This is a genomic window from Pantoea sp. S-LA4 (genome assembly GCF_054482835.1).
The window spans coordinates 2,495,904-2,516,179 of the sequence record NZ_JBTLRC010000002.1 but is presented as its reverse complement, the minus strand read 5'-3'; the positions used below and the strand labels follow the sequence as shown (position 1 = coordinate 2,516,179).

General features: G+C 56.1%; 13 protein-coding genes. 7 read left to right on the top strand and 6 right to left on the bottom strand.

Annotated features, from left to right (window positions below; translation table 11 throughout):
• The first annotated feature begins 152 nt into the window (after positions 1-152).
• The 3 genes from nuoM to ACX3P5_RS12470 all read left to right on the top strand — a co-directional run bounded on the left by nuoM (position 153) and on the right by ACX3P5_RS12470 (position 3,732).
• Positions 153-1,673 carry an NADH-quinone oxidoreductase subunit M gene (gene nuoM, locus ACX3P5_RS12480; protein ID WP_094119703.1) on the top strand — a complete coding sequence of 507 codons (1,521 nt, stop codon included), beginning with the start codon at positions 153-155 and terminating at the stop codon, positions 1,671-1,673.
• Between the two features lie 6 nt (positions 1,674-1,679).
• Positions 1,680-3,137 carry an NADH-quinone oxidoreductase subunit NuoN gene (gene nuoN, locus ACX3P5_RS12475; protein ID WP_233987541.1) on the top strand — a complete coding sequence of 486 codons (1,458 nt, stop codon included), beginning with the start codon at positions 1,680-1,682 and terminating at the stop codon, positions 3,135-3,137.
• A 130-nt stretch (positions 3,138-3,267) separates the two neighbouring features.
• Positions 3,268-3,732 (top strand): GNAT family N-acetyltransferase, encoded by a 465-nt coding sequence (locus tag ACX3P5_RS12470; RefSeq protein ID WP_458968790.1) that lies wholly within the window; start codon positions 3,268-3,270, stop codon positions 3,730-3,732.
• A gap of 33 nt (positions 3,733-3,765) precedes the next feature.
• On the opposite strand, the gene ACX3P5_RS12465 is transcribed toward ACX3P5_RS12470, so the two are convergent.
• Entirely contained in the window at positions 3,766-5,424 is a 1,659-nt protein-coding gene (locus ACX3P5_RS12465; RefSeq protein ID WP_336755645.1) for a glucan biosynthesis protein D, read from the bottom strand.
• A gap of 336 nt (positions 5,425-5,760) precedes the next feature.
• Between ACX3P5_RS12465 and elaB the strand changes: the two genes are divergently transcribed.
• Complete coding sequence (elaB, locus tag ACX3P5_RS12460) at positions 5,761-6,072, top strand: stress response protein ElaB (protein WP_233988143.1); 312 nt, start codon at positions 5,761-5,763, stop codon at positions 6,070-6,072.
• Positions 6,073-6,337: 265 nt separating this feature from the next.
• The gene (locus ACX3P5_RS12455; RefSeq protein WP_458968789.1) at positions 6,338-7,534 is read left to right on the top strand and encodes a nicotinamide mononucleotide deamidase-related protein YfaY; all 1,197 of its coding nucleotides are present in this window, start codon (positions 6,338-6,340) and stop codon (positions 7,532-7,534) included.
• Between the two features lie 41 nt (positions 7,535-7,575).
• Here ACX3P5_RS12455 and yfaE read toward each other — a convergent pair whose 3' ends face one another.
• From yfaE to ubiG, 4 genes are all read right to left on the bottom strand, one after another.
• A complete protein-coding gene (yfaE, locus tag ACX3P5_RS12450) occupies positions 7,576-7,836 on the bottom strand; it encodes a class I ribonucleotide reductase maintenance protein YfaE (RefSeq protein WP_233987545.1) in 261 nt (86 codons plus the stop codon).
• Between the two features lie 2 nt (positions 7,837-7,838).
• Positions 7,839-8,969, bottom strand: a complete 1,131-nt coding sequence (nrdB, locus tag ACX3P5_RS12445) for a class Ia ribonucleoside-diphosphate reductase subunit beta (protein ID WP_233987546.1) — start codon at positions 8,967-8,969, stop codon at positions 7,839-7,841.
• 75 nt (positions 8,970-9,044) lie between these two features.
• Complete coding sequence (gene nrdA / locus ACX3P5_RS12440; RefSeq protein ID WP_336755643.1) at positions 9,045-11,330, bottom strand: class 1a ribonucleoside-diphosphate reductase subunit alpha; 2,286 nt, start codon at positions 11,328-11,330, stop codon at positions 9,045-9,047.
• Positions 11,331-11,934: 604 nt separating this feature from the next.
• Positions 11,935-12,660, bottom strand: a complete 726-nt coding sequence (gene ubiG, locus ACX3P5_RS12435) for a bifunctional 2-polyprenyl-6-hydroxyphenol methylase/3-demethylubiquinol 3-O-methyltransferase UbiG (RefSeq protein ID WP_094119698.1) — start codon at positions 12,658-12,660, stop codon at positions 11,935-11,937.
• A gap of 177 nt (positions 12,661-12,837) precedes the next feature.
• Here ubiG and gyrA point away from each other — a divergent pair, with 177 nt between their 5' ends.
• Positions 12,838-15,510: a DNA topoisomerase (ATP-hydrolyzing) subunit A gene (gene gyrA, locus ACX3P5_RS12430; protein WP_336755642.1), complete on the top strand. Its 2,673-nt coding sequence runs from the start codon at positions 12,838-12,840 to the stop codon at positions 15,508-15,510.
• Positions 15,511-16,730: 1,220 nt separating this feature from the next.
• The gene (rcsC, locus tag ACX3P5_RS12425; protein ID WP_336755641.1) at positions 16,731-19,583 is read left to right on the top strand and encodes a two-component system sensor histidine kinase RcsC; all 2,853 of its coding nucleotides are present in this window, start codon (positions 16,731-16,733) and stop codon (positions 19,581-19,583) included.
• Between the two features lie 41 nt (positions 19,584-19,624).
• On the opposite strand, the gene rcsB is transcribed toward rcsC, so the two are convergent.
• Complete coding sequence (gene rcsB / locus ACX3P5_RS12420; RefSeq protein ID WP_031376602.1) at positions 19,625-20,275, bottom strand: response regulator transcription factor RcsB; 651 nt, start codon at positions 20,273-20,275, stop codon at positions 19,625-19,627.
• Position 20,276: the final 1 nt, after the last annotated feature.

The window sequence follows — 20,276 nt, the reverse complement described above, 5'->3', positions numbered from 1 at the left end:
TGAGTAAGGGCGTTATCGTCGCGGCCAGTTTGGTTACCGCCAGCGCACAGCAACCGGAGCATACTGAAGTATGTGAGGATTGCGAGCACTGCCGGGAGCCAAAATGGCAAGTAAGATAGCCCGAACTAAGACAAAGAAAAGGGAAGTGTGCCGTGTTATTACCTTGGCTAATTATCATACCCTTCGTCGGTGGTCTGATTTGCTGGCTGACCGAGCGCCTTGGCGCGAAGGTGCCACGCTGGATCGCACTGATCACCATGGGGCTGACGTTGGCGCTTTCGCTGCAACTCTGGTTGCAGGGAGGCTATTCACTGACGCAGGCAGCGGGCATTCCGCAGTGGCAGTCAAGTTTCTCCGTACCCTGGATTCCACGCTTCGGCATCAGTTTCCATGTCGCTATCGATGGTCTGTCGCTGCTGATGGTGGTGCTGACCGGCCTGCTCGGCCTGATGGCGGTGCTCTGCTCCTGGAATGAGATTTCAAAGTATCAGGGCTTTTTCCACCTGAATCTGATGTGGATTCTGGGTGGCGTGATCGGGGTGTTCCTTGCCATCGACATGTTCCTGTTCTTCTTCTTCTGGGAAATGATGCTGGTGCCGATGTACTTCCTCATCGCGCTCTGGGGTCATAAAGCCTCTGACGGTAAAACCCGTATTACCGCCGCCACCAAATTTTTCATCTATACCCAGGCGTCAGGTCTGGTGATGCTGATTGCGATTCTGGGTCTGGTTTTCGTCCACTACAACGCCACCGGCGTCTGGACCTTTAACTACGAACAGCTGCTGAAAACGCCGATGTCGAGCGGTGTCGAGTATCTGCTGATGCTGGGCTTCTTTATCGCTTTCGCGGTAAAAATGCCGGTGGTACCGCTGCACGGCTGGTTGCCAGATGCGCACAGCCAGGCACCCACTGCAGGTTCGGTGGATCTGGCCGGTATTCTGCTCAAGACTGCGGCTTACGGTTTACTGCGCTTCAGCCTGCCGCTGTTCCCGAACGCCTCCGCCGAGTTCGCGCCGATTGCCATGTGGTTAGGCATCATCGGTATTTTCTATGGTGCCTGGATGGCGTTCTCGCAGACCGATATCAAACGTCTGATCGCTTACACCTCAATCTCGCACATGGGCTTTGTGCTGATTGCGATCTACACCGGCAGCCAGCTGGCGTTCCAGGGTGCGGTGATTCAGATGATTGCGCACGGCCTGTCAGCCGCGGCACTCTTCATCCTGTGTGGTCAGCTCTATGAGCGTCTGCATACCCGTGATATGCGTCAGATGGGCGGCTTGTGGTCGCGGATTAAGTGGATTCCTGGCCTGTCGCTGTTCTTTGCCGTGGCTAACCTCGGGATGCCGGGCACCGGTAACTTCGTCGGCGAATTTATGATTCTGACCGGCAGCTTCCAGGTGGTGCCAGTGATCATCGTCATCGCCACCTTTGGTCTGGTGTTCGCCTCGGTCTACTCGCTGGTGATGATGCAGCGCGCTTACTACGGCGAAGCGAAATCGAAAGATCCGCTGCCGGGCATGTCGCCGCGTGAGTTTCTGACTATCGGGGTACTGGTGGTGCTGCTGGTGCTGCTGGGCGTCTATCCACAGCCGATTCTGGATACTTCGCACGCTGCCATGAGCAATATTCAGCAGTGGTTTACCGCTTCAATTTCAACTACAAGGCCGTAATTCGCCATGACAATAACTCCTCAACAATTGATCGCGTTGCTGCCGCTGTTAATCGTCGGATTGACGGTGGTGGTTGTGATGCTGTCCATTGCCTGGCGACGCAACCACTTCGTTAACGCCACGCTAACGGTGGTGGGCCTGAACCTGGCACTGCTGTCACTCTACTTTGTTGGCCAGGTCGGGGCGATGGATGTCACGCCGCTGCTGCGGGTTGATGGCTATTCCATCTTTTATACCGCGCTGGTTTTACTGGCGAGTCTGGCAACCTGTACCTTTGCTTATCCCTGGCTGACGGATTTCCCCGACAACAAAGATGAGTTCTATCTGCTGGTGCTGATTGCGGCGCTCGGTGGCATCGTGCTCGCCAGCGCTAACCATCTGGCAGCGCTGTTCATCGGTATTGAGCTGCTGTCACTGCCGCTGTTTGGTCTGATCGGCTACGCCTTCCGCCAGAAACGCTCACTGGAAGCGGCACTGAAATATACCATTCTGTCAGCGGCGGCTTCGTCGTTCCTGCTGTTTGGTATTGCGCTGATTTACGCTGACTCCGGTAACCTCAGCTTTGTGACGCTCGGCAAGAGCCTGACCGACAGCATGATTCAGGAGCCGCTGCTGCTGGTGGGTCTGGGTATGATGATCATCGGTCTTGGCTTTAAACTGTCGCTGGTGCCGTTCCATCTCTGGACGCCAGATGTTTATCAGGGTGCGCCTGCGCCGGTTTCTACCTTCCTGGCAACCGCCAGCAAGATTGCGATTTTCGGCGTCATCATGCGTCTGTTCATGTATGCACCGGTGACCGACAGTGAAGCAGTGCGGACCGTGCTGGGCGTGATCGCCTTCGTCTCGATCCTGTTCGGTAACCTGATGGCGATCTCTCAGAGCAACATCAAGCGTCTGCTGGGTTACTCTTCAATCGCTCACCTCGGTTATCTGCTGGTGGCGCTGATTGCGGTGAAAGATCATCAGCTGTCGCTGGAAACAGCCGGGGTTTATCTGGCCGGTTACCTGTTCAGCAGCCTCGGCGCGTTTGGCGTGGTGAGTCTGATGTCCAGCCCGTATCGTGGCCCGGATGCTGACTCGCTCTACTCCTATCGCGGTCTGTTCTGGCATCGTCCGATCCTGTCAGCGGTAATGACGGTGATGATGCTGTCACTGGCCGGTATCCCGATGACGCTCGGCTTTATCGGTAAATTCTACGTTATCGCCTCGGGCGTCAGTGCGCACCTGTGGTGGCTGACCGGTGCCGTGGTGGCGGGCAGTGCGATTGGTCTTTACTACTATCTGCGCGTCACGGTGAGCCTCTACCTTAGCCCGCCGGAACTGCATACCCGCGATACGCCAGCTAACTGGGCCTTCACCGCGGGTGGTGTGGTGGTGCTGATTTCAGCGATTCTGGTGCTGCTGTTAGGGGTTTACCCGCAGCCGCTGATTACGCTGGTGCAGATGGCCCAGCCGCTGATGTAACTTCGACCCTTACCGAACAATCAGGCCTGCGGGCCTGATTTTTTTTGCCTCTAATTTGCCTGCCGCGCGGCGATAATCTGTTTCGCCACAGGCCAATCCGCTAAAGTGAGCAAACTGATAAGGAGAGACTATGGACATAACCTGGCGGGATAAACATCATCGTGACCTGACCACCACCGAGCTCTATGCGCTGCTGGCACTGCGTTGTGGGGTGTTTGTAGTGGAACAGCAGTGCGCCTATCTGGATGTGGATGGGCTGGATTTGCAGGGCGATAACCGTCATCTGCTCGGGATGCACGACAATCAGCTGGTGGCATACGCGCGGTTACTGGCCCCGGCCGATGCGGCCAGCCCGGTAAAGATTGGGCGGGTGGTTGTGTCTGATAGCGTGCGCGGCGCCCGTCTGGGCAACCGCCTGATGACCGAGGCGCTGGCGAGCTGTCAGCAGCACTGGCCGCAACGGGATCTGTTTCTCTCTGCGCAGGCGCATCTGCAAGCGTTCTATGGGCAGCACGGTTTTGAGCCGATCGGTGAGACTTATCTCGAAGATGGCATCCCGCATATTGATATGCAGAAGGCCGCCACGGCAGAATAGAAAAAGGCGAGGCCAGTGCCTCGCCTTACGGACTTAGCCCACCGTCATCTGCCGGTCATCAACGTATTTGCGCTGGTCCGGTGCAGGCGGGAAGTACTGATAAAGCCAGGTTTCACTCAGTGTCTCTTCCTTGCTGCGCAGGAACAGACGCATATCCACCGGCTGGGTGGAATCGCTGTTCGGATACCAGTCAAACAGAATACGGTAGCCCTTGAGCGGTTCAACGTAGAGGATCTCCACCTGCTTCACGCTGCCGGATGAAACGGTAATCACCGGTTCAATCCCTTTTGGCGCGGCGGCCTGCAGATCGCCGCCAATAAAGTCGATGGCGAAGCGGCGACACCAGGTTTCCGGGAAGTGCTCGCCCGGTGCCCAGCCTTCCGGGAAGCCGCCAATACCGGTACGGGTGGCATCAACGCGCGCCAGTCCGCTGCGCACCGGCGGCAGACCACTCCAGTAGAGCTTATAGGAGAAGTTCAGTTCGCTGCCCGCTTTTACCGGTTCCGCCGGCTGCCAGAAGCAGACGATATTATCCAGCGTCTCACCGGTGGTCGGGATCTCCATCAGGTTGATCGCGCCTTTACCCCATTTCCCCACCGGTTCCACCCACAGGCTCGGACGTTTGTCATACCAGCCAATCACATCCTGATAATCTTTGAAGTCGTGATTAAGCTGCAACAGACCAAAACCGCGCGGGTTCTCATCTTCATAAGCATTGAACTGCAGACGCTGCGGGTTGTTGAGCGGACGGGCAATCCATTCGCCTTTCCCGGTCCACATCGCCAGCCGATCGGAGTCATGAATCTGTGGATGGTAGGTGTTGCACATGCGGCGTTCGTTGGTGCCGCAGCTGAACATACTGGTCATCGGCGAGATGCCGATCTGGCGGATCTCTTTACGGGCAAACAGGTGGTTTTCCACTTCCATCACCACGCGTTTCTCTTCGCAGTGGATGATGAACTTGTAAGCGCCGGTCAGGCTGGCACCATCCAGTAAGGCGTAACAGGTGAAGGTGGTGTCTTCCGCTTTCGGCGTTTCAAACCAGAAGGCGGTGAAGTCCGGGAACTCTTCCTGACCGTTACTGAAGGTGTTAACGGCCACGCCACGCGCCGATAAACCGTACTGGAAAGTCTCATCCACGGCACGGAAGTAACTGGCACCGAGGAAGGAGACGATGTCACGGCGGGCCAGTTCCGGCTTTTTAAATGCCCGGAAACCAGCGAAGCCGAGATCGGTTTTGCCTTCCAGCTGTTGCGTATCGACGTGCGCATTGTTGTAGTTGAACAGCTCAGGACGGAAGTGGATTTCGCGCGCCTGGCGGCTTTCACCGTCAACCGAGAACATGCGGATACGCCGTTTGAAGCCCATGCCGACGTGGAAGAACTGGACGTCAAGTTCACGGTCGGGAATGTTGTTCCACAGTGAATGGCTGGCGTCATACTGAATTTCGTTGTAGGCCTGCGGCGTTAGCGTGGCCAGCGTCTGCGGCAGCGCGCCGGGCGCGCCACTCCAGGGTTGTTTCGCCAGCGCGGCTGCATTCTTCTTCAATACGTCGAAATCGAAGCGTACTGCGGTTCCGTCAGCAATGCCATCTTCTGCCCAGGCGGATTGCGCAAACAGCGTTGACAGGCCGGTCATGCCGCTGACGGCGGAGAAGGCCATTGACGCTTTCATAAACATTCTTCGATTCATGCCAGAGATCATTCCTTAGCTGTTCGAGTTTGTCGTGACTGTCGTGCGGGATGCACTTTCATGGCCCGATAATCACAGGCAACAGGAGGATACGACAGTCCGGTTACGGTAAAATTCACTCCGAAGAAAATTTATCAGATTAATCAAAGAAGCGAAGCGAAATTCGGCGTTTACCCCTGCGTCTTACACTTCTTTGCGAAAGCGTAGCGGATATCCCGGCAGTTTGTCTGGCGTTAGCAAATGAAATATCAGGTGATTCCTGGGGCGGTAAAACGGCAGAGCGCCAGATTGTAGCTATAGTTAAGAGACTGCTTTGCAATTCACACGGAGGAAATGATGGTAAATCAGACTGATCAATTCGAAACCAATCTGGATGACGATATTACGCTGCTGACTGAAACGCTGGAAGAAGTGCTGAAGTCTTCAGGCGATCCAGCCGATCAAAAATATATCGAGCTTAAAACTAAAGCGGAACAGGCACTGCACGATGTGAAATCCCGCGTTAGCCAGGCGTCTGATAGCTACTACTATCGCGCCAAACAAGCGGCCTACCGTGCGGATGATTACGTGCATGAAAAACCGTGGCAGGGAATCGGTATCGGTGCCACTGCCGGTCTGGTGCTCGGCCTGCTGCTGGCGCGTCGCTAATCTTTCAGACGACACCGTAACAGCAGTGTGATGATAAAAACGGCGGGCGTTCCCCGCCGTTTTTGTTGTTTTTTTTTGCCGCGCCGCGCTGAATGCCAGCATCAGTGTAAACCCCGTCGGGCCGCCGGGGCGCGACTTTTCCGCAGTCACATCCTCAGCCAGACTCCTTCCGTTCAGTTCCGCCTGCGGTCCTCGGTGATCGATGCTGATTGTGTTTCATCCGCGGACTTCCTACAGTAAAGCGACCGGCATAAGGAGAACCAACGTGATCAGAGTCGAGATGCTTTCAACCGGGGATGAGGTGCTGCATGGCCAAATCGTCGATACCAATGCGGCCTGGCTGGCCGATATTTTATTCCAGCAGGGTTTACCGATGACCAGCCGCACCACGGTGGGCGATGCCCTTGAGTCGCTGGTGAGCACGCTTCAGGCGCGCAGTCATGAGGCGGATGTGCTGATCGTCAATGGTGGGCTGGGACCCACCAGCGACGATCTCAGCGCGCTGGCCGCCGCGCAGGCCTGCGGTGTGGAGCTGGAGCTGCAAACGGACTGGCTGGAACAGATGGAAGCCTGGTTTGCCAGCCGCGGACGGGTGATGGCGGCCAGCAACCGGAAACAGGCGGAGATCCCGGCAAATGCTGAACTGATTGATAATCCGGTCGGCACCGCCTGCGGCTTTGCTCTGCAGTTGAATCGCTGCTGGATGTTCTTTACTCCCGGCGTGCCGTCTGAATTTAAAGTGATGGTCGAGCAGCAGATTATTCCGCGTCTGAAAGCGAAGTTTTCCCCGCCTGAGCCGCCGATCTGTCTGCGTCTGACCACCTTTGGTCGTGGCGAAAGCGATCTGGCCGCAGAGCTTGAGCCGCTGGCGTTACCGGAAGGGGTGGTCATGGGTTACCGCTCTTCGATGCCGATCATTGAGATCAAACTGACCGGCCCGGCCAGCCAGCGCGTGGCGATGGAACAGGTATGGCAGCAGGTGCGGCTGCAACTGGCAGAATGCACGATCTTTGAGGGCACGGAGGGGCTGCCAGCGCTGCTGGCGCGTGAGTTACAGCAGCGGGATTACCGGCTGACGGTGAGTGAGCACTATACCGCTGGCTTGCTGAACTGGCAGCTGGCCGCAGCGGATGTGCCGTTGAGTGGTGCGCACATATTTCCGCCGCAGCAGGAGACGCTGACGCAACAGGTGGCGCGCACCCGTGAACTGGCGACGCAGCAGCAGGCAGCGCTGGCACTCTCGGTCGGCAGTTTGCAGCAGGAGGAGATTGCGGTAGCGCTGCACACGCCTGCAGGCAGCTGGGGCCAGCGCGTGAAGTTCAGCACCGGTCGCTATAACCTGGAGACGCGGCAGAAGGTGGTGGCGATGATGGCGATGAATATGTTGCGCCGCTGGCTTCACGGCAGCGAAGTCAGTACCGGTCACGGCTGGATCGAGGTGGTTGAGACGGTCAGAGAGTAAAGGTGGAACAGCAAAACGGGCGCTTGATGCGCCCGTTGTGTTTATAGCTCGATTTCGATCTCGCCTTTGGCTTTGCAGCAGCAGGGCAGGATCTCATCCTGCTGCACAAAGGCCAGCGGCCGCTGTGGGTAATGCACTTCGCCTTTCAGCAGCCGCATCCGGCAGGAGCCGCAGTAGCCTTCGCGGCACTGGAACTCCACGCAGAGATTATTGGCTTCCAGCAGCGTCAGCAGATTGGTATGTTCGTCTGTGCATTCCAGCCGGGTGCCGGAACTGCGCAGAATCACAACGTCGCGGCTCATGATTACAGCTGGAAATCGTCGAAGTCGTTAGCGCCCACTTCAGAATCGATCTGACCCACCAGATAGGAACTCACTTCCACTTCCTGTGGCGCAACCTGGACGTTGTCAGAAACCAGCCAGGAGTTAATCCACGGAATCGGGTTAGAGCGGGTCTGGAACGGCAAATCCAGGCCAACCGCCTGCATACGGATATTGGTGATGTACTCAATGTACTGGCAGAGAATATCTTTGTTCAGGCCGATCATCGAACCGCCGCTGAACAGATATTCCGCCCACTCTTTCTCCTGCAGCGCCGCCTTCTTAAACAGCTCGAAGCACTCTTCACGGCACTCCGCCGCAATCTCTTTCATCTCCGGATCGTCTTCACCGCTACGCAGCAGGTTCAGCATGTGCTGGGTGCCGGTCAGGTGCAGCGCTTCATCGCGGGCGATCAGCTTGATGATTTTGGCGTTGCCTTCCATCAGCTCACGCTCGGCGAACGCGAATGAACAGGCGAAGCTGACGTAGAAGCGGATCGCTTCCAGCGCATTGACGCTCATCAGGCAGATATAGAGCTGCTTCTTCAGGGCGCGCAGGCTGACAGTCACCGATTTGCCGTTGACCTGATGGGTGCCTTCGCCCAGCAGATGCCAGTAGTTGGTCATCTCAATCAGATCGTCGTAATAGCGGGAGATATCCTGGGCACGGGCCAGAATCTGCTCATTGGTGACGATATCGTCAAACACCACCGCCGGATCGTTCACGATGTTGCGGATGATGTGGGTATAAGAGCGCGAGTGGATGGTCTCAGAGAACGCCCAGGTTTCGATCCAGGTTTCCAGCTCCGGAATAGAGATCAGCGGCAGCAGCGCCACGTTCGGGCTACGACCCTGAATCGAGTCCAGCAGGGTCTGATACTTCAGGTTGCTGATGAAGATGTGTTTTTCATGCTCTGGTAGCGCCTGATAGTCGATGCGATCGCGTGATACATCGACTTCTTCCGGACGCCAGAAGAAGGAGAGCTGCTTTTCGATCAGCTTTTCAAAGATGTCATATTTCTGCTGGTCGAAGCGCGCCACGTTTACCGACTGACCGAAAAACATCGGTTCTTTCAGCTGGTCATTTTTGTTCTGTGAGAAAGTGGAGTAAGCCATAAAAAATGTCCAAAAGTAGACGAAGCGAAGCCGCCCCGTGAAAGGAGTGGGGCGGGAGTTTCTCCCGCCCGCCCGTTAGATCTTACATGCGCCGCTTTCGCAGCCATCATCCTGGATAGAAGGGGCCAGGTCATCCTGTGCATCTTCCGCACCGTCACGGGTGTTCTGGTAGTAGAGCGTTTTCACGCCAAACTTGTAGGCCGTCAGCAGATCTTTCAGCAGCTGCTTCATCGGCACTTTGCCATTGGCGAAGCGCGACGGATCGTAGTTGGTGTTCGACGAAATCGCCTGGTCGATAAATTTCTGCATCAGACCCACCAGTTGCAGGTAGCCGTCGTTGTTCGGCATTTCCCACAGCAGCTCGTACTGATCTTTCAGGCGCTCATACTCCGGCACCACCTGACGCAGAATGCCATCTTTCGAGGCTTTGATGCTGATGTGGCCGCGTGGTGGTTCAATGCCGTTAGTGGCATTGGAGATCTGCGACGAAGTTTCAGACGGCATCAGCGCAGAGAGCGTTGAGTTGCGCAGGCCGTGCGTTTTAATCTCTTCACGCAGGCTTTCCCAGTCCAGATGCAGCGGCTCGTTGCTGATGGTGTCGAGATCTTTCTTGTAAGTGTCGATCGGCAGAATGCCCTGCGCATAGGTGGTTTCATTGAACCACGGGCAGGCACCTTGCTCTTTCGCCAGCTCGTTTGAGGCTTTCAGCAGGTAATACTGAATCGCTTCAAAGGTTTTGTGCGTCAGGCCATTTGCGCTGCCATCGGAGTAGCGCACACCGTGTTTCGCCAGGTAGTAAGCGTAGTTGATCACGCCGATACCCAGGGTACGACGACCCATCGCGCCACGTTTGGCCGCCGGGATCGGGTAGTCCTGATAATCGAGCAGCGCATCAAGTGCACGTACCGCCAGGGTCGCCAGCTCTTCCAGATCGTCCAGGCTTTCAATCGCGCCCAGGTTGAATGCTGACAGCGTACACAGGGCGATCTCACCATTTTCGTCGTTCACATCTTCCAGTGGCTTGGTCGGCAGCGCGATCTCAAGGCAGAGGTTAGACTGGCGAACCGGCGCGATGCTGGCGTCAAACGGGCTGTGGGTGTTGCAGTGATCGACGTTCTGAATGTAGATACGGCCGGTAGAGGCACGTTCCTGCATCATCAGTGAGAACAGGTCGACCGCTTTCACCCGCTGCTTACGGATGCTCTGGTCGTGCTCATATTTAGTGTAGAGACGCTCAAACTCATCCTGATCGGCGAAGAACGCATCATACAGGCCCGGCACATCAGACGGGCTGAACAGGGTGATATCTTCCCCTTTCAGCAGGCGCTGATACATCAGCTTGTTGAGCTGTACGCCGTAGTCCATGTGACGCACGCGGTTGCCTTCTACGCCACGGTTGTTTTTCAGCACCAGCAGGCTTTCGATTTCCAGATGCCACATCGGGTAGAACAGCGTGGCTGCGCCGCCGCGTACGCCGCCCTGAGAACAGGACTTCACCGCCGTCTGGAAGTGCTTATAGAACGGGATACAGCCGGTATGGAACGCTTCACCGCCGCGGATCGGGCTGCCCAGCGCACGGATACGACCGGCGTTGATGCCGATACCGGCGCGCTGAGAGACATATTTAACAATCGCGCTGGAGGTGGCGTTGATCGAGTCCAGGCTGTCGCCGCACTCAATCAGTACGCAGGAGCTGAACTGACGCGTTGGCGTGCGCACGCCGGACATGATCGGCGTCGGCAGTGAGATTTTGAAGGTCGAGATCGCATCGTAGAAGCGCTTGATGTAATCCATACGCGTTTCGCGCGGATAGCCCGAGAACAGGCAGGCCGCGACCAGGATATAGAGGAACTGCGCGCTCTCGTAGATTTCGCCCGAGACGCGGTTCTGCACCAGATATTTCCCTTCCAGCTGCTTCACGGCGGCGTAGGAGAAGTTCATGTCACGCCAGTGGTCGAGGAACTCGTCCATCCGGGCAAACTCTTCTTCGCTGTAATCTTCCAGCAGGTGACGGTCATATTTGCCCATGCCGACCATTTTAACGACCTGGTCATACAGCTTCGGCGGTTCAAACTGGCCATACGCTTTTTTGCGCAGATGGAAGATCGCCAGGCGTGCGGCGAGGTACTGATAATCCGGGGCATCGCGAGAGATGAGGTCTGCTGCGGCCTTGATGATGGTCTCATGAATGTCAGACGTTCTGATGCCATCATAGAACTGAATGTGGGAGCGCAGCTCCACCTGCGATACTGAGACGTTGTTCAGCCCTTCGGCTGCCCAGTCCAGTACACGGTGAATTTTGTCGAGATCAATGCGCTCCTGGCGGCCATCGCGTTTAGTAACGAGCAGACTTTGGTTCATGTCGCGTTTTTACCTTTGCGTGAGTATCCAAAAATTAAAAGAAATCCCGGTTTATACACAGCATATTCATTGTGAATAATATGTGGATAAACACAACATCTAGGGGGTTTGGGCTAAAGCCATAACTATATGGGGGCATATTTTAGTATTTTACTGCCGCTTAACAAGAGGAAAAAATGATGTCTGGAGGGGTTGTAATTTCTGCGAAATTTCTTAGCCCGCGTCTTATAAGGCCCGCCATCATGTCAACCAGATCCCACTTTTTTTTCTTAATTTGATCGGGCGCGTATTTCTTATTCAATCCGCTGTGCCAGGTCTGAGAAAGGGTGAAAAATCGCCAAAACCCGCTACCCGTGGTTCTGCTGGCGGGCGAACATGGAACGAGCAGAGAGGTCAGCTCGTCGCGGTTCAGCCTAACCCGTTGGCCGATAACAGAATGCTCGCCGACGGTGGAGCAACCCGCTATCGGATAGCCGCCAGGCTGCCGATGAACGGGTAACACGGGTAATAAAGGAGGGCAGAAGAGGGTGAAGGCGTCAGCGGATAGAACCTGCTGACGCTTAATCCTGCGGCGAGGCCCGCGCTAACCGGCGAGCCGCGTGACTCAGACCGCGCGGTGGGTATGCACCATATAGTTGACGTCGGTACCCGGTGCCAGCTTAAAGCGGTTGGTGACGGGGTTGTAGTGCAGGCCGATGATGTGGCGTTCACGCAGCGCGGTTTCATCAACCCAGCCCAGCAGTTCGGAAGGACGGATGAATTTCTTCACGTCGTGGGTGCCGCGCGGCACCATACGCAGCACATATTCGGCGCCAAACACCGCCAGCAGCCAGGCTTTCGGGTTGCGGTTCAGCGTAGAGAAGAAGACTTCGCCGCCGGGCTTGACCAGCTGCGCGCAGGCGTGAACCACCGAGCGGGGATCGGGCACGTGCTCCAGCATCTCCATGCAGGTCACCACATCATATTTTCCGGCGTGCTGCTCCGCGTGCGCTTCCACCGTCTGCTGGACATAGTCGAGCGTTACGCCGCTCTCCTGAGCATGCAGGCGCGCCACGGCCAGCGGTTCAGCGCCCATATCCAGTCCGGTGACGATAGCGCCTTCACGCGCCATGCTTTCCGCTAAGATGCCGCCGCCACAGCCGACGTCGAGCACGGTTTTACCAAACAGACCGTTGCTGTGCTGCGCGATATAGCCCAGTCGCAGCGGGTTGATCCGGTGCAACGGTTTAAATTCACCCTCCAGATCCCACCAGCGCGAGGCCACGGCCTCAAATTTGGCAATTTCCTGCGCATCGACGTTCTGCTGATGATTCTGCGGTTGTGCATTCATTGAATCGTAACTCCTGACAAAATGTGCCATCAGTATAAACGCTTAACCGGTTATGGCACACCTTTCAGGCGCAAGGAAAAGCGGCTGAAATCGGTGGTTAACGTTCACCAGAGCATTGCAGTGTGATATACTTTCGCACCTTTAAAATCCGGGATTAAGTAGAGGGATAGCGGCTCCATGAGCGACCTTGCGAGAGAAATTACACCGGTCAATATCGAAGAAGAGTTAAAGAATTCTTACCTCGATTACGCCATGTCGGTCATCGTTGGCCGAGCTTTACCCGATGTGCGTGACGGCCTGAAGCCGGTGCATCGTCGCGTACTCTTTGCGATGAGCGAACTGGGTAACGACTGGAACAAACCCTATAAAAAATCTGCCCGCGTCGTCGGTGACGTTATCGGTAAATATCACCCGCATGGTGATTCCGCCGTTTACGACACCATTGTACGTATGGCCCAGCCTTTCTCCCTGCGTTACATGCTGGTGGACGGTCAAGGCAACTTCGGCTCCATCGACGGCGACTCCGCTGCGGCGATGCGTTATACCGAAGTCCGCATGTCCAGAATCGCCCACGATCTGTTAGCTGACCTGGAAAAAGAGACCGTCGATTTTGTCCCTAACTACGACGGCACTGAGCAGATCCCTGAAGTTCTGCCGACCAAAATTCCAAACCTGCTGGTCAATGGTTCCTCCGGTATCGCCGTGGGGATGGCAACCAATATTCCGCCGCATAACCTGCGCGAAGTGATCAACGGCTGCCTGGCCTACATTGAAGATGAGAACATCAGCATTGAAGGGCTGATGGAGCACATTCCGGGACCCGATTTCCCGACCGCTGCCATCATCAATGGTCGTCGTGGCATTGAAGAAGCCTACCGTACCGGGCGCGGCAAAATTTATATCCGTGCGCGTGGCGAAGTGGAAGCGGACGCCAAAACCGGCCGTGAGACCATCATCATTCATGAGCTGCCTTACCAGGTTAACAAGGCGCGTCTGATTGAGAAAATTGCCGAGCTGGTGAAAGAGAAGCGCGTCGAAGGCATCAGCGCACTGCGTGACGAGTCTGATAAAGACGGTATGCGCATCGTGATTGAGATCAAGCGTGATGCGGTCGGCGAAGTGGTGCTGAATAATCTCTATTCACTGACTCAGCTGCAGACCTCGTTCGGCATCAACATGGTGGCGCTGCATCAGGGCCAGCCTAAGATTATGGCGCTGAAGGAGATTTTGGAAGCCTTTGTCCGCCATCGTCGTGAAGTGGTGACGCGTCGTACCATTTTTGAACTGCGTAAAGCCCGTGACCGTGCGCATATCCTTGAAGGTCTGGCGATTGCGCTGGCCAACATCGATCCGATCATTGAGCTGATTCGTCGTGCGCCAAGCCCGGCGGAAGCCAAAGCCGGTCTGATTGCGCAGGCGTGGGATCTGGGCAACGTTTCCGCGATGCTGGAACGTGCCGGTGATGACGCCGCGCGTCCGGAGTGGCTGGATGCGCAGTTCGGTATCCGTGACGGCCAGTATTATCTGACCGAGCAGCAAGCCCAGGCGATTCTGGATCTGCGTCTGCAGAAACTGACCGGCCTTGAGCATGAAAAACTGCTGGATGAGTATAAAGCGCTGCTGGATCAGATCGCTGAGCTGCTGCATATCCTGTCCAGCGCCGAGCGTCTGATGGAAGTGATTCGCGAAGAACTTGAGCTGATGCGCGATCAGTTTGGCGATGAGCGTCGTACTGAGATCACCGCCAATACCGCTGACATCAATATCGAAGACCTGATCAATCAGGAAGATGTGGTCGTGACGCTGTCGCATCAGGGCTATGTGAAGTATCAGCCTCTGACCGATTACGAAGCGCAGCGTCGTGGTGGTAAAGGTAAATCGGCCGCGCGTATCAAAGAAGAGGACTTCATTGATCGCCTGCTGGTTGCCAATACCCATGACACTATCCTTTGCTTCTCAAGCCGTGGCCGTCTCTACTGGATGAAGGTTTATCAGCTGCCAGAAGCGAGCCGTGGTGCGCGTGGACGTCCTATCGTTAACCTGCTGCCGCTGGAAGCCAACGAGCGTATTACTGCGATTCTGCCGGTACGCGAGTATACCGAAGGCTTTAACATCTTCATGGCGACCGCGCTCGGTACCGTGAAGAAGACCGCGCTGAAAGAGTTCAGCCGTCCGCGCAGCGCCGGCATTATTGCCGTGAATCTGCGTGACGACGATGAGCTGATCGGCGTGGCGCTGACCAACGGTAATGATGAAGCGATGCTGTTCTCCGCAGCCGGTAAAGTGGTGCGTTTCGCGGAAACCGCGGTCCGTGCGATGGGCCGTACCGCATCCGGTGTGCGCGGCATCAAGCTGGCCGAAGGCGATCGCGTGGTGTCGTTGATTGTGCCGCGTGAAGAGGGTGCAATCCTGACCGTGACGCAGAATGGCTACGGTAAACGTACCGCCAACAGCGAATACCCGACCAAGTCGCGTGCGACGCAGGGTGTTATCTCGATCAAAGTGACCGATCGTAACGGTCCGGTGATTGGAGCGGTTCAGGTAGTCGATGGCGATCAGATCATGATGATCACCGATGCCGGTACGCTGGTGCGTACTCGCGTGTCTGAAGTCAGCATCGTGGGGCGTAATACCCAGGGTGTGATTCTGATTCGTACGGCAGAAGATGAGAACGTAGTCGGTCTGCAACGCGTTGCCGAACCGGTTGAAGAAGAAGAGCTGGATTCAATCGACGGTAGCGTGGCGGAAGGCGAGGATGATATCGCGCCGGAAGCGGAGCTCGACGATGAAGAGATTGCACCGGAAGCGGATGCAGAAGACGAAGATGACGCGGCTGAAGACGAAGAGTAATTTGTCTGACGTAAGCTGAGATTCGTTGCCGAAACGGCAGGTCAGGGGAAACCCGGCCTGCCGTTTTTTTTGGCGCTGATGGCGGAGCATTGAGGTGGCGCTGCGGTGAGTGAGGTGTGGTTGGTGGAGTGAAGCGGTTAAGGGCGCTGCGGTGAGCTGGGTGCGGCCGAAAGGCCCGCACTGCCCGATCGCAAAGGATTCCCGCTTCCCTGCGGATCGGCCGCGCCATCCCTGGCGCGGACGCTTTGCTCTTCGGGCAGAGCGGGTCTTTCTGGTCTGGCTGTGGTGCGCTGGTGGCTGTGCGCTGGTAGCTGCGGGTTATGGGTGGTGGTGGGGTGAAGTGGCGCTGCGGTGAGCTGGGTGCGGTCGAAAGGCCCGCACTGCCCGATCGCAAAGGATTCCCGCTTCCCTGCGGATCGGCCGCGCCATCCCTGGCGCAGACGCTTTGCTCTTCGGGCAGAGCGGGCTTTTCTGGTCTGGCTGGGGTGCGCTGGTGGTTGTGAGTTGTGAGTTGTGAGTTGTGAGTTGTGGATTGTGGTGGTGGGGTGAAGCGGCGCTGCGGTGAGCTGGGTGCGGTCGAAAGGCCCGCACTGCCCGATCGCAAAGGATTCCCGCTTCCCTGCGGATCGGCCGCGCCATCCCTGGCGCGGACGCTTTGCTCTTCGGGCAGAGCGGGTCTTTCTGGTCTGGCTGTGGTGCGCTGGCGGTTGTGAGTTGTTGTTGTGGTGGTGGGGTGAAGCGGCGCTGCGGTGAGCTGGGTGCGGCCGAAAGGCCCGCACTGCCCGATCGTAAAGGATTCCCGCTTCCCTGCGGATCGGCCGCGCCATCCCTGGCGCGGACGCTTTGCTCTTCGGGCAGAGCGGGTCTTTCTGGTCTGGCTGGGGTGCGCTGGTGGCTGTGCGCTGGTAGCTGCGGGTTATGGGTGGTGGTGGAGTGAAGCGGTGAAGCGGTGAAGCGGTGAAGCGGTGAAGCGGTGAACTGGGTGCGGGTCTTTCTGGTTCAGTCAGCGGCGTTGCTTTTTATTGTTATGAGCGTGTCTTGGGTTGAATGGGCAGATACGGCCACCTGATGCTGGAGTAAAGATACCGCTTTCGCTATCCTAAAAGATTCCCAATCCTGGCGCTAAACCCGCTACCGACTGGCTTTTTTTTCCCGTTAAAGCTAGTGTATGGGCATTAAAAATCGATGATGCGACTAACCTTGCCAACTGCGAGTTCCACTTGAAATATCCTGTCTCTTTCCGCACCACGCTTCGCATCTCGCGCTATCTTTTTCGCGCGCTGGCGCTGCTAATCTGGACGCTGGGCGCCGTACTGACCGCCTTCTATATCATCAGCGTGTTGCATGAAAAAGAGACGCAGGTTCGTCAGGAGTTCGCCAGTAATTACGGCTCTATTCAGTGGTATGTCCGGCATTCAGCCGACATGATGCGTGAGCTGAAATATATTACTGAGAACCGCTTAACCAACGCCAGCAGCGGGCTGGATGTGCTGACCGGCATGATGCCAGGCAAAGCGGCTCAGCCGCAGTTTACACCGCTGTTTTCCGATGGCGACTGTACCTCAATGAGCAACACCTGGCGCAACTCGCTGGATTCCCTTAGCTACTACATCAATTACTGGAAAAGTAACTTCGCCTCGTCGTATGAGCTGAATCGGGTATTTTTCATTGGTGGCGAAAATCAGTGTCTGGCTGACTTTACCATCGGCAGCAGCAACGCCGATCGCGAGCGTAGCCTGAAATCGCTGCGTGAGAACGTGTTGCGCTACCGCAACAGCAATGAAGAAGAGCGCCGCAATCCGATGTACTGGATTAACAGCACTGCCCAGCCGGGTGTCGGTACCTTCTATATGGTGGTGCCGGTCTATGTCGCCAATAAACTGCAGGCGCTGCTCGGCGTCGAGCAGAATATCCGGCTGGACGAATTTATTCAGCCCGGCAGCCTGCCGGTTATCGCCTCGGTAACCGATGAAAATTATCGTCCGTTACTCAATTCGCGCCGTGGCGGTCTTGGCTTCTCGCTGGACGATCTGCCCGATGATAAAACCTGGTTTGGCTACCTCAACGGTTATCGCCAGCTGGTACTGAAGAAACCGCTGCCGCCGTCCGATCTTAACGTGGTGTGGTCAATCCCGACTCATGTGATGGTCGATCAGCTGAAGCTGATGATGATCAATGCGCTGCTGCTCAATATTTTCAGCGCGATCATGCTGTTTACCCTGGCCTGGCTGTTTGAGCGCCGGATGTTCCTGCCCGCCGAAGAGAATGCGCACCGGCTGGAGGAGCATGAGCAGTTTAACCGTAAAATTGTCGCCTCCGCGCCGGTGGGTATCTGTATCTTACGCACCAGCGACGGCACCAACATTCTGAGTAATGAGCTGGCGCATAACTATCTGACGCTGCTGACCCAGGAAGATCGCCAGCGGCTGAACGAAATCATTGGCGGCCAGCAGGTGAACTTTGTTGATGTGCTGACCGGCAGTAACACCAACCTGCAAATCAGCTTTGTTCACTCGCGCTATCGCAATGAAAACGTAGCGATTTGCGTGCTGGTGGATGTTTCGGCGCGTGTCCGGATGGAGCAGTCGCTGCAGGAGATGGCGCACGCGGCGGAACAGGCCAGTCAGTCGAAATCGATGTTCCTCGCCACCGTCAGTCACGAACTGCGCACGCCGCTTTACGGCATCATCGGTAACCTCGATCTGTTGCAGACCAAGCAGCTGCCGAGCGGCATTGATTCGCTGGTCACCGCGATGAATAACTCGTCCAGCCTGTTGCTGAAAATCATCAGCGACATTCTCGACTTCTCTAAAATTGAGTCGGAACAACTGAAGATTGAGCCGCGTCCGTTTGCGCCGCGTGAAATTGTTACCCATATCGTGGGTAACTACCTGTCGCTGGTGGTGAAAAAACGGCTGACGCTCTACTGCTTCATAGAGCATGACGTCCCGCAGGTGCTGGATGGCGATCCGCTGCGTCTGCAACAGGTGATCTCAAACCTGTTGAATAACGCGATTAAGTTTACCCACACCGGCTGTATCATCCTGCATGCGTATGTGGCCGAGGGCTATCTGGCGTTCCGCGTGCGCGATACCGGGGTTGGCATTCCGGCCAAAGAGCTGCCGCGGCTGTTTGATCCTTTCTTCCAGGTGGGTAATGGCGTGCAGCGTAATTTCCAGGGTACCGGACTGGGGCTGGCGATTTGTGAAAAACTGATCAACATGATGGATGGCGATATTGAGGTCGACTCAGAGCCGGGCATGGGCAGTCAGTTCATCGTACGCATTCCGATTTATAAAGGCCAACCGCCTGCGCTACCGCGGCTGGAAGAGATGCAGGACAAAAAAATCTGGCTGGCGATGTGCAACGAATACCTGGCGGAATTTATTGCGCGGCAGTTGCGGCAGCAGGGCATTCAGGTTGCTGAGTACAACGGCAAGCCCGGCCCGGACGATGTGGTGATGACCGATTACGAACTGGAAATCGATCTGCCGCTGCGGGCGCTGGTTACTTTTGACGGGTCGCATGTGGATATGCCGCGTGAACCTCATCCGGGACGCTGGATTCACTCTACCGCCACGCTGCATGAAGTGCCGACGCTGCTGGCGCGTATCTATCGCATCGTGCTGGACAGCGACGCAGCGGATGCGCTGTTGCTGGCCGGGCCGGTAGAGCAAAAAGTGCATAACGACGACATTATGGTGCTGATCGTTGACGATCATCCGATCAACCGTATGCTGCTCTCTGAACAGCTCGGCACCCTGGGTTACCAGGTCAAAACCGCGCAGGATGGGGTCGACGCGCTCAACGTGCTGAGCCGCAATGAGATCGATATTGTGCTGACCGACGTTAACATGCCGAATATGGATGGCTATCGCCTGACGCAGCGGCTCCGTCAGCTGGGACATCTGTTCCCGGTGGTGGGCGTAACGGCCAACGCGCTGGCTGAAGAGAAGCAGCGTTGTATGGATGCGGGAATGGATAACTGTCTGTCGAAACCGGTGACCTTAGACGTGCTGAAGGTAACGCTGGCGATCTATGCAGAGCGGGTACGTAAAACGCGGGCAGGATAGGGCGGGAGTAAAGGCGGTGCCGGTAGCACCGCCTCGTGATACTAGTCTTTTTCGACCTGAGTCTGGCTGACAGACGACAGGTAGTTCAGCAGCGCGATATCGTTATCCACGCCCAGTTTCATCATGGCTGATTTCTTCTGGCTACTGATGGTCTTAATACTGCGGTTCAGTTTCTTGGCAATTTCGGTCACCAGGAAACCTTCAGCGAACAGACGCAGCACTTCGCTCTCTTTTGGTGACAGGCGTTTGTCGCCGTAACCGCCAGCGCTGATCTTCTCCAGCAGTTTTGCCACGCTTTCCGGCGTATACTTTTTGCCTTTCTGCAGTGCAGCCAGAGCTTTTGGCAGATCGGTTGGTGCGCCTTGCTTCAGAACGATCCCTTCAATATCGAGATCCAGCACGGAGCTCAGAATCGCCGGGTTATTGTTCATGGTCAGAACGATAATCGACAGATCCGGATAGTGACGTTTAATATATTTAATCAGCGTGATGCCATCGCCATACTTTTCACCCGGCATAGAGAGGTCGGTGATCAGGACGTTGGCATCGAGCTTAGAGAGATTGTTGATCAGTGCTGTTGAGTCTTCGAACTCACCTACAACGTTAACCCATTCAATTTGTTCCAGAGACTTTCGGATACCGAAAAGAACAATCGGATGGTCATCGGCAATAATTACGTTTAAGTTATTCATC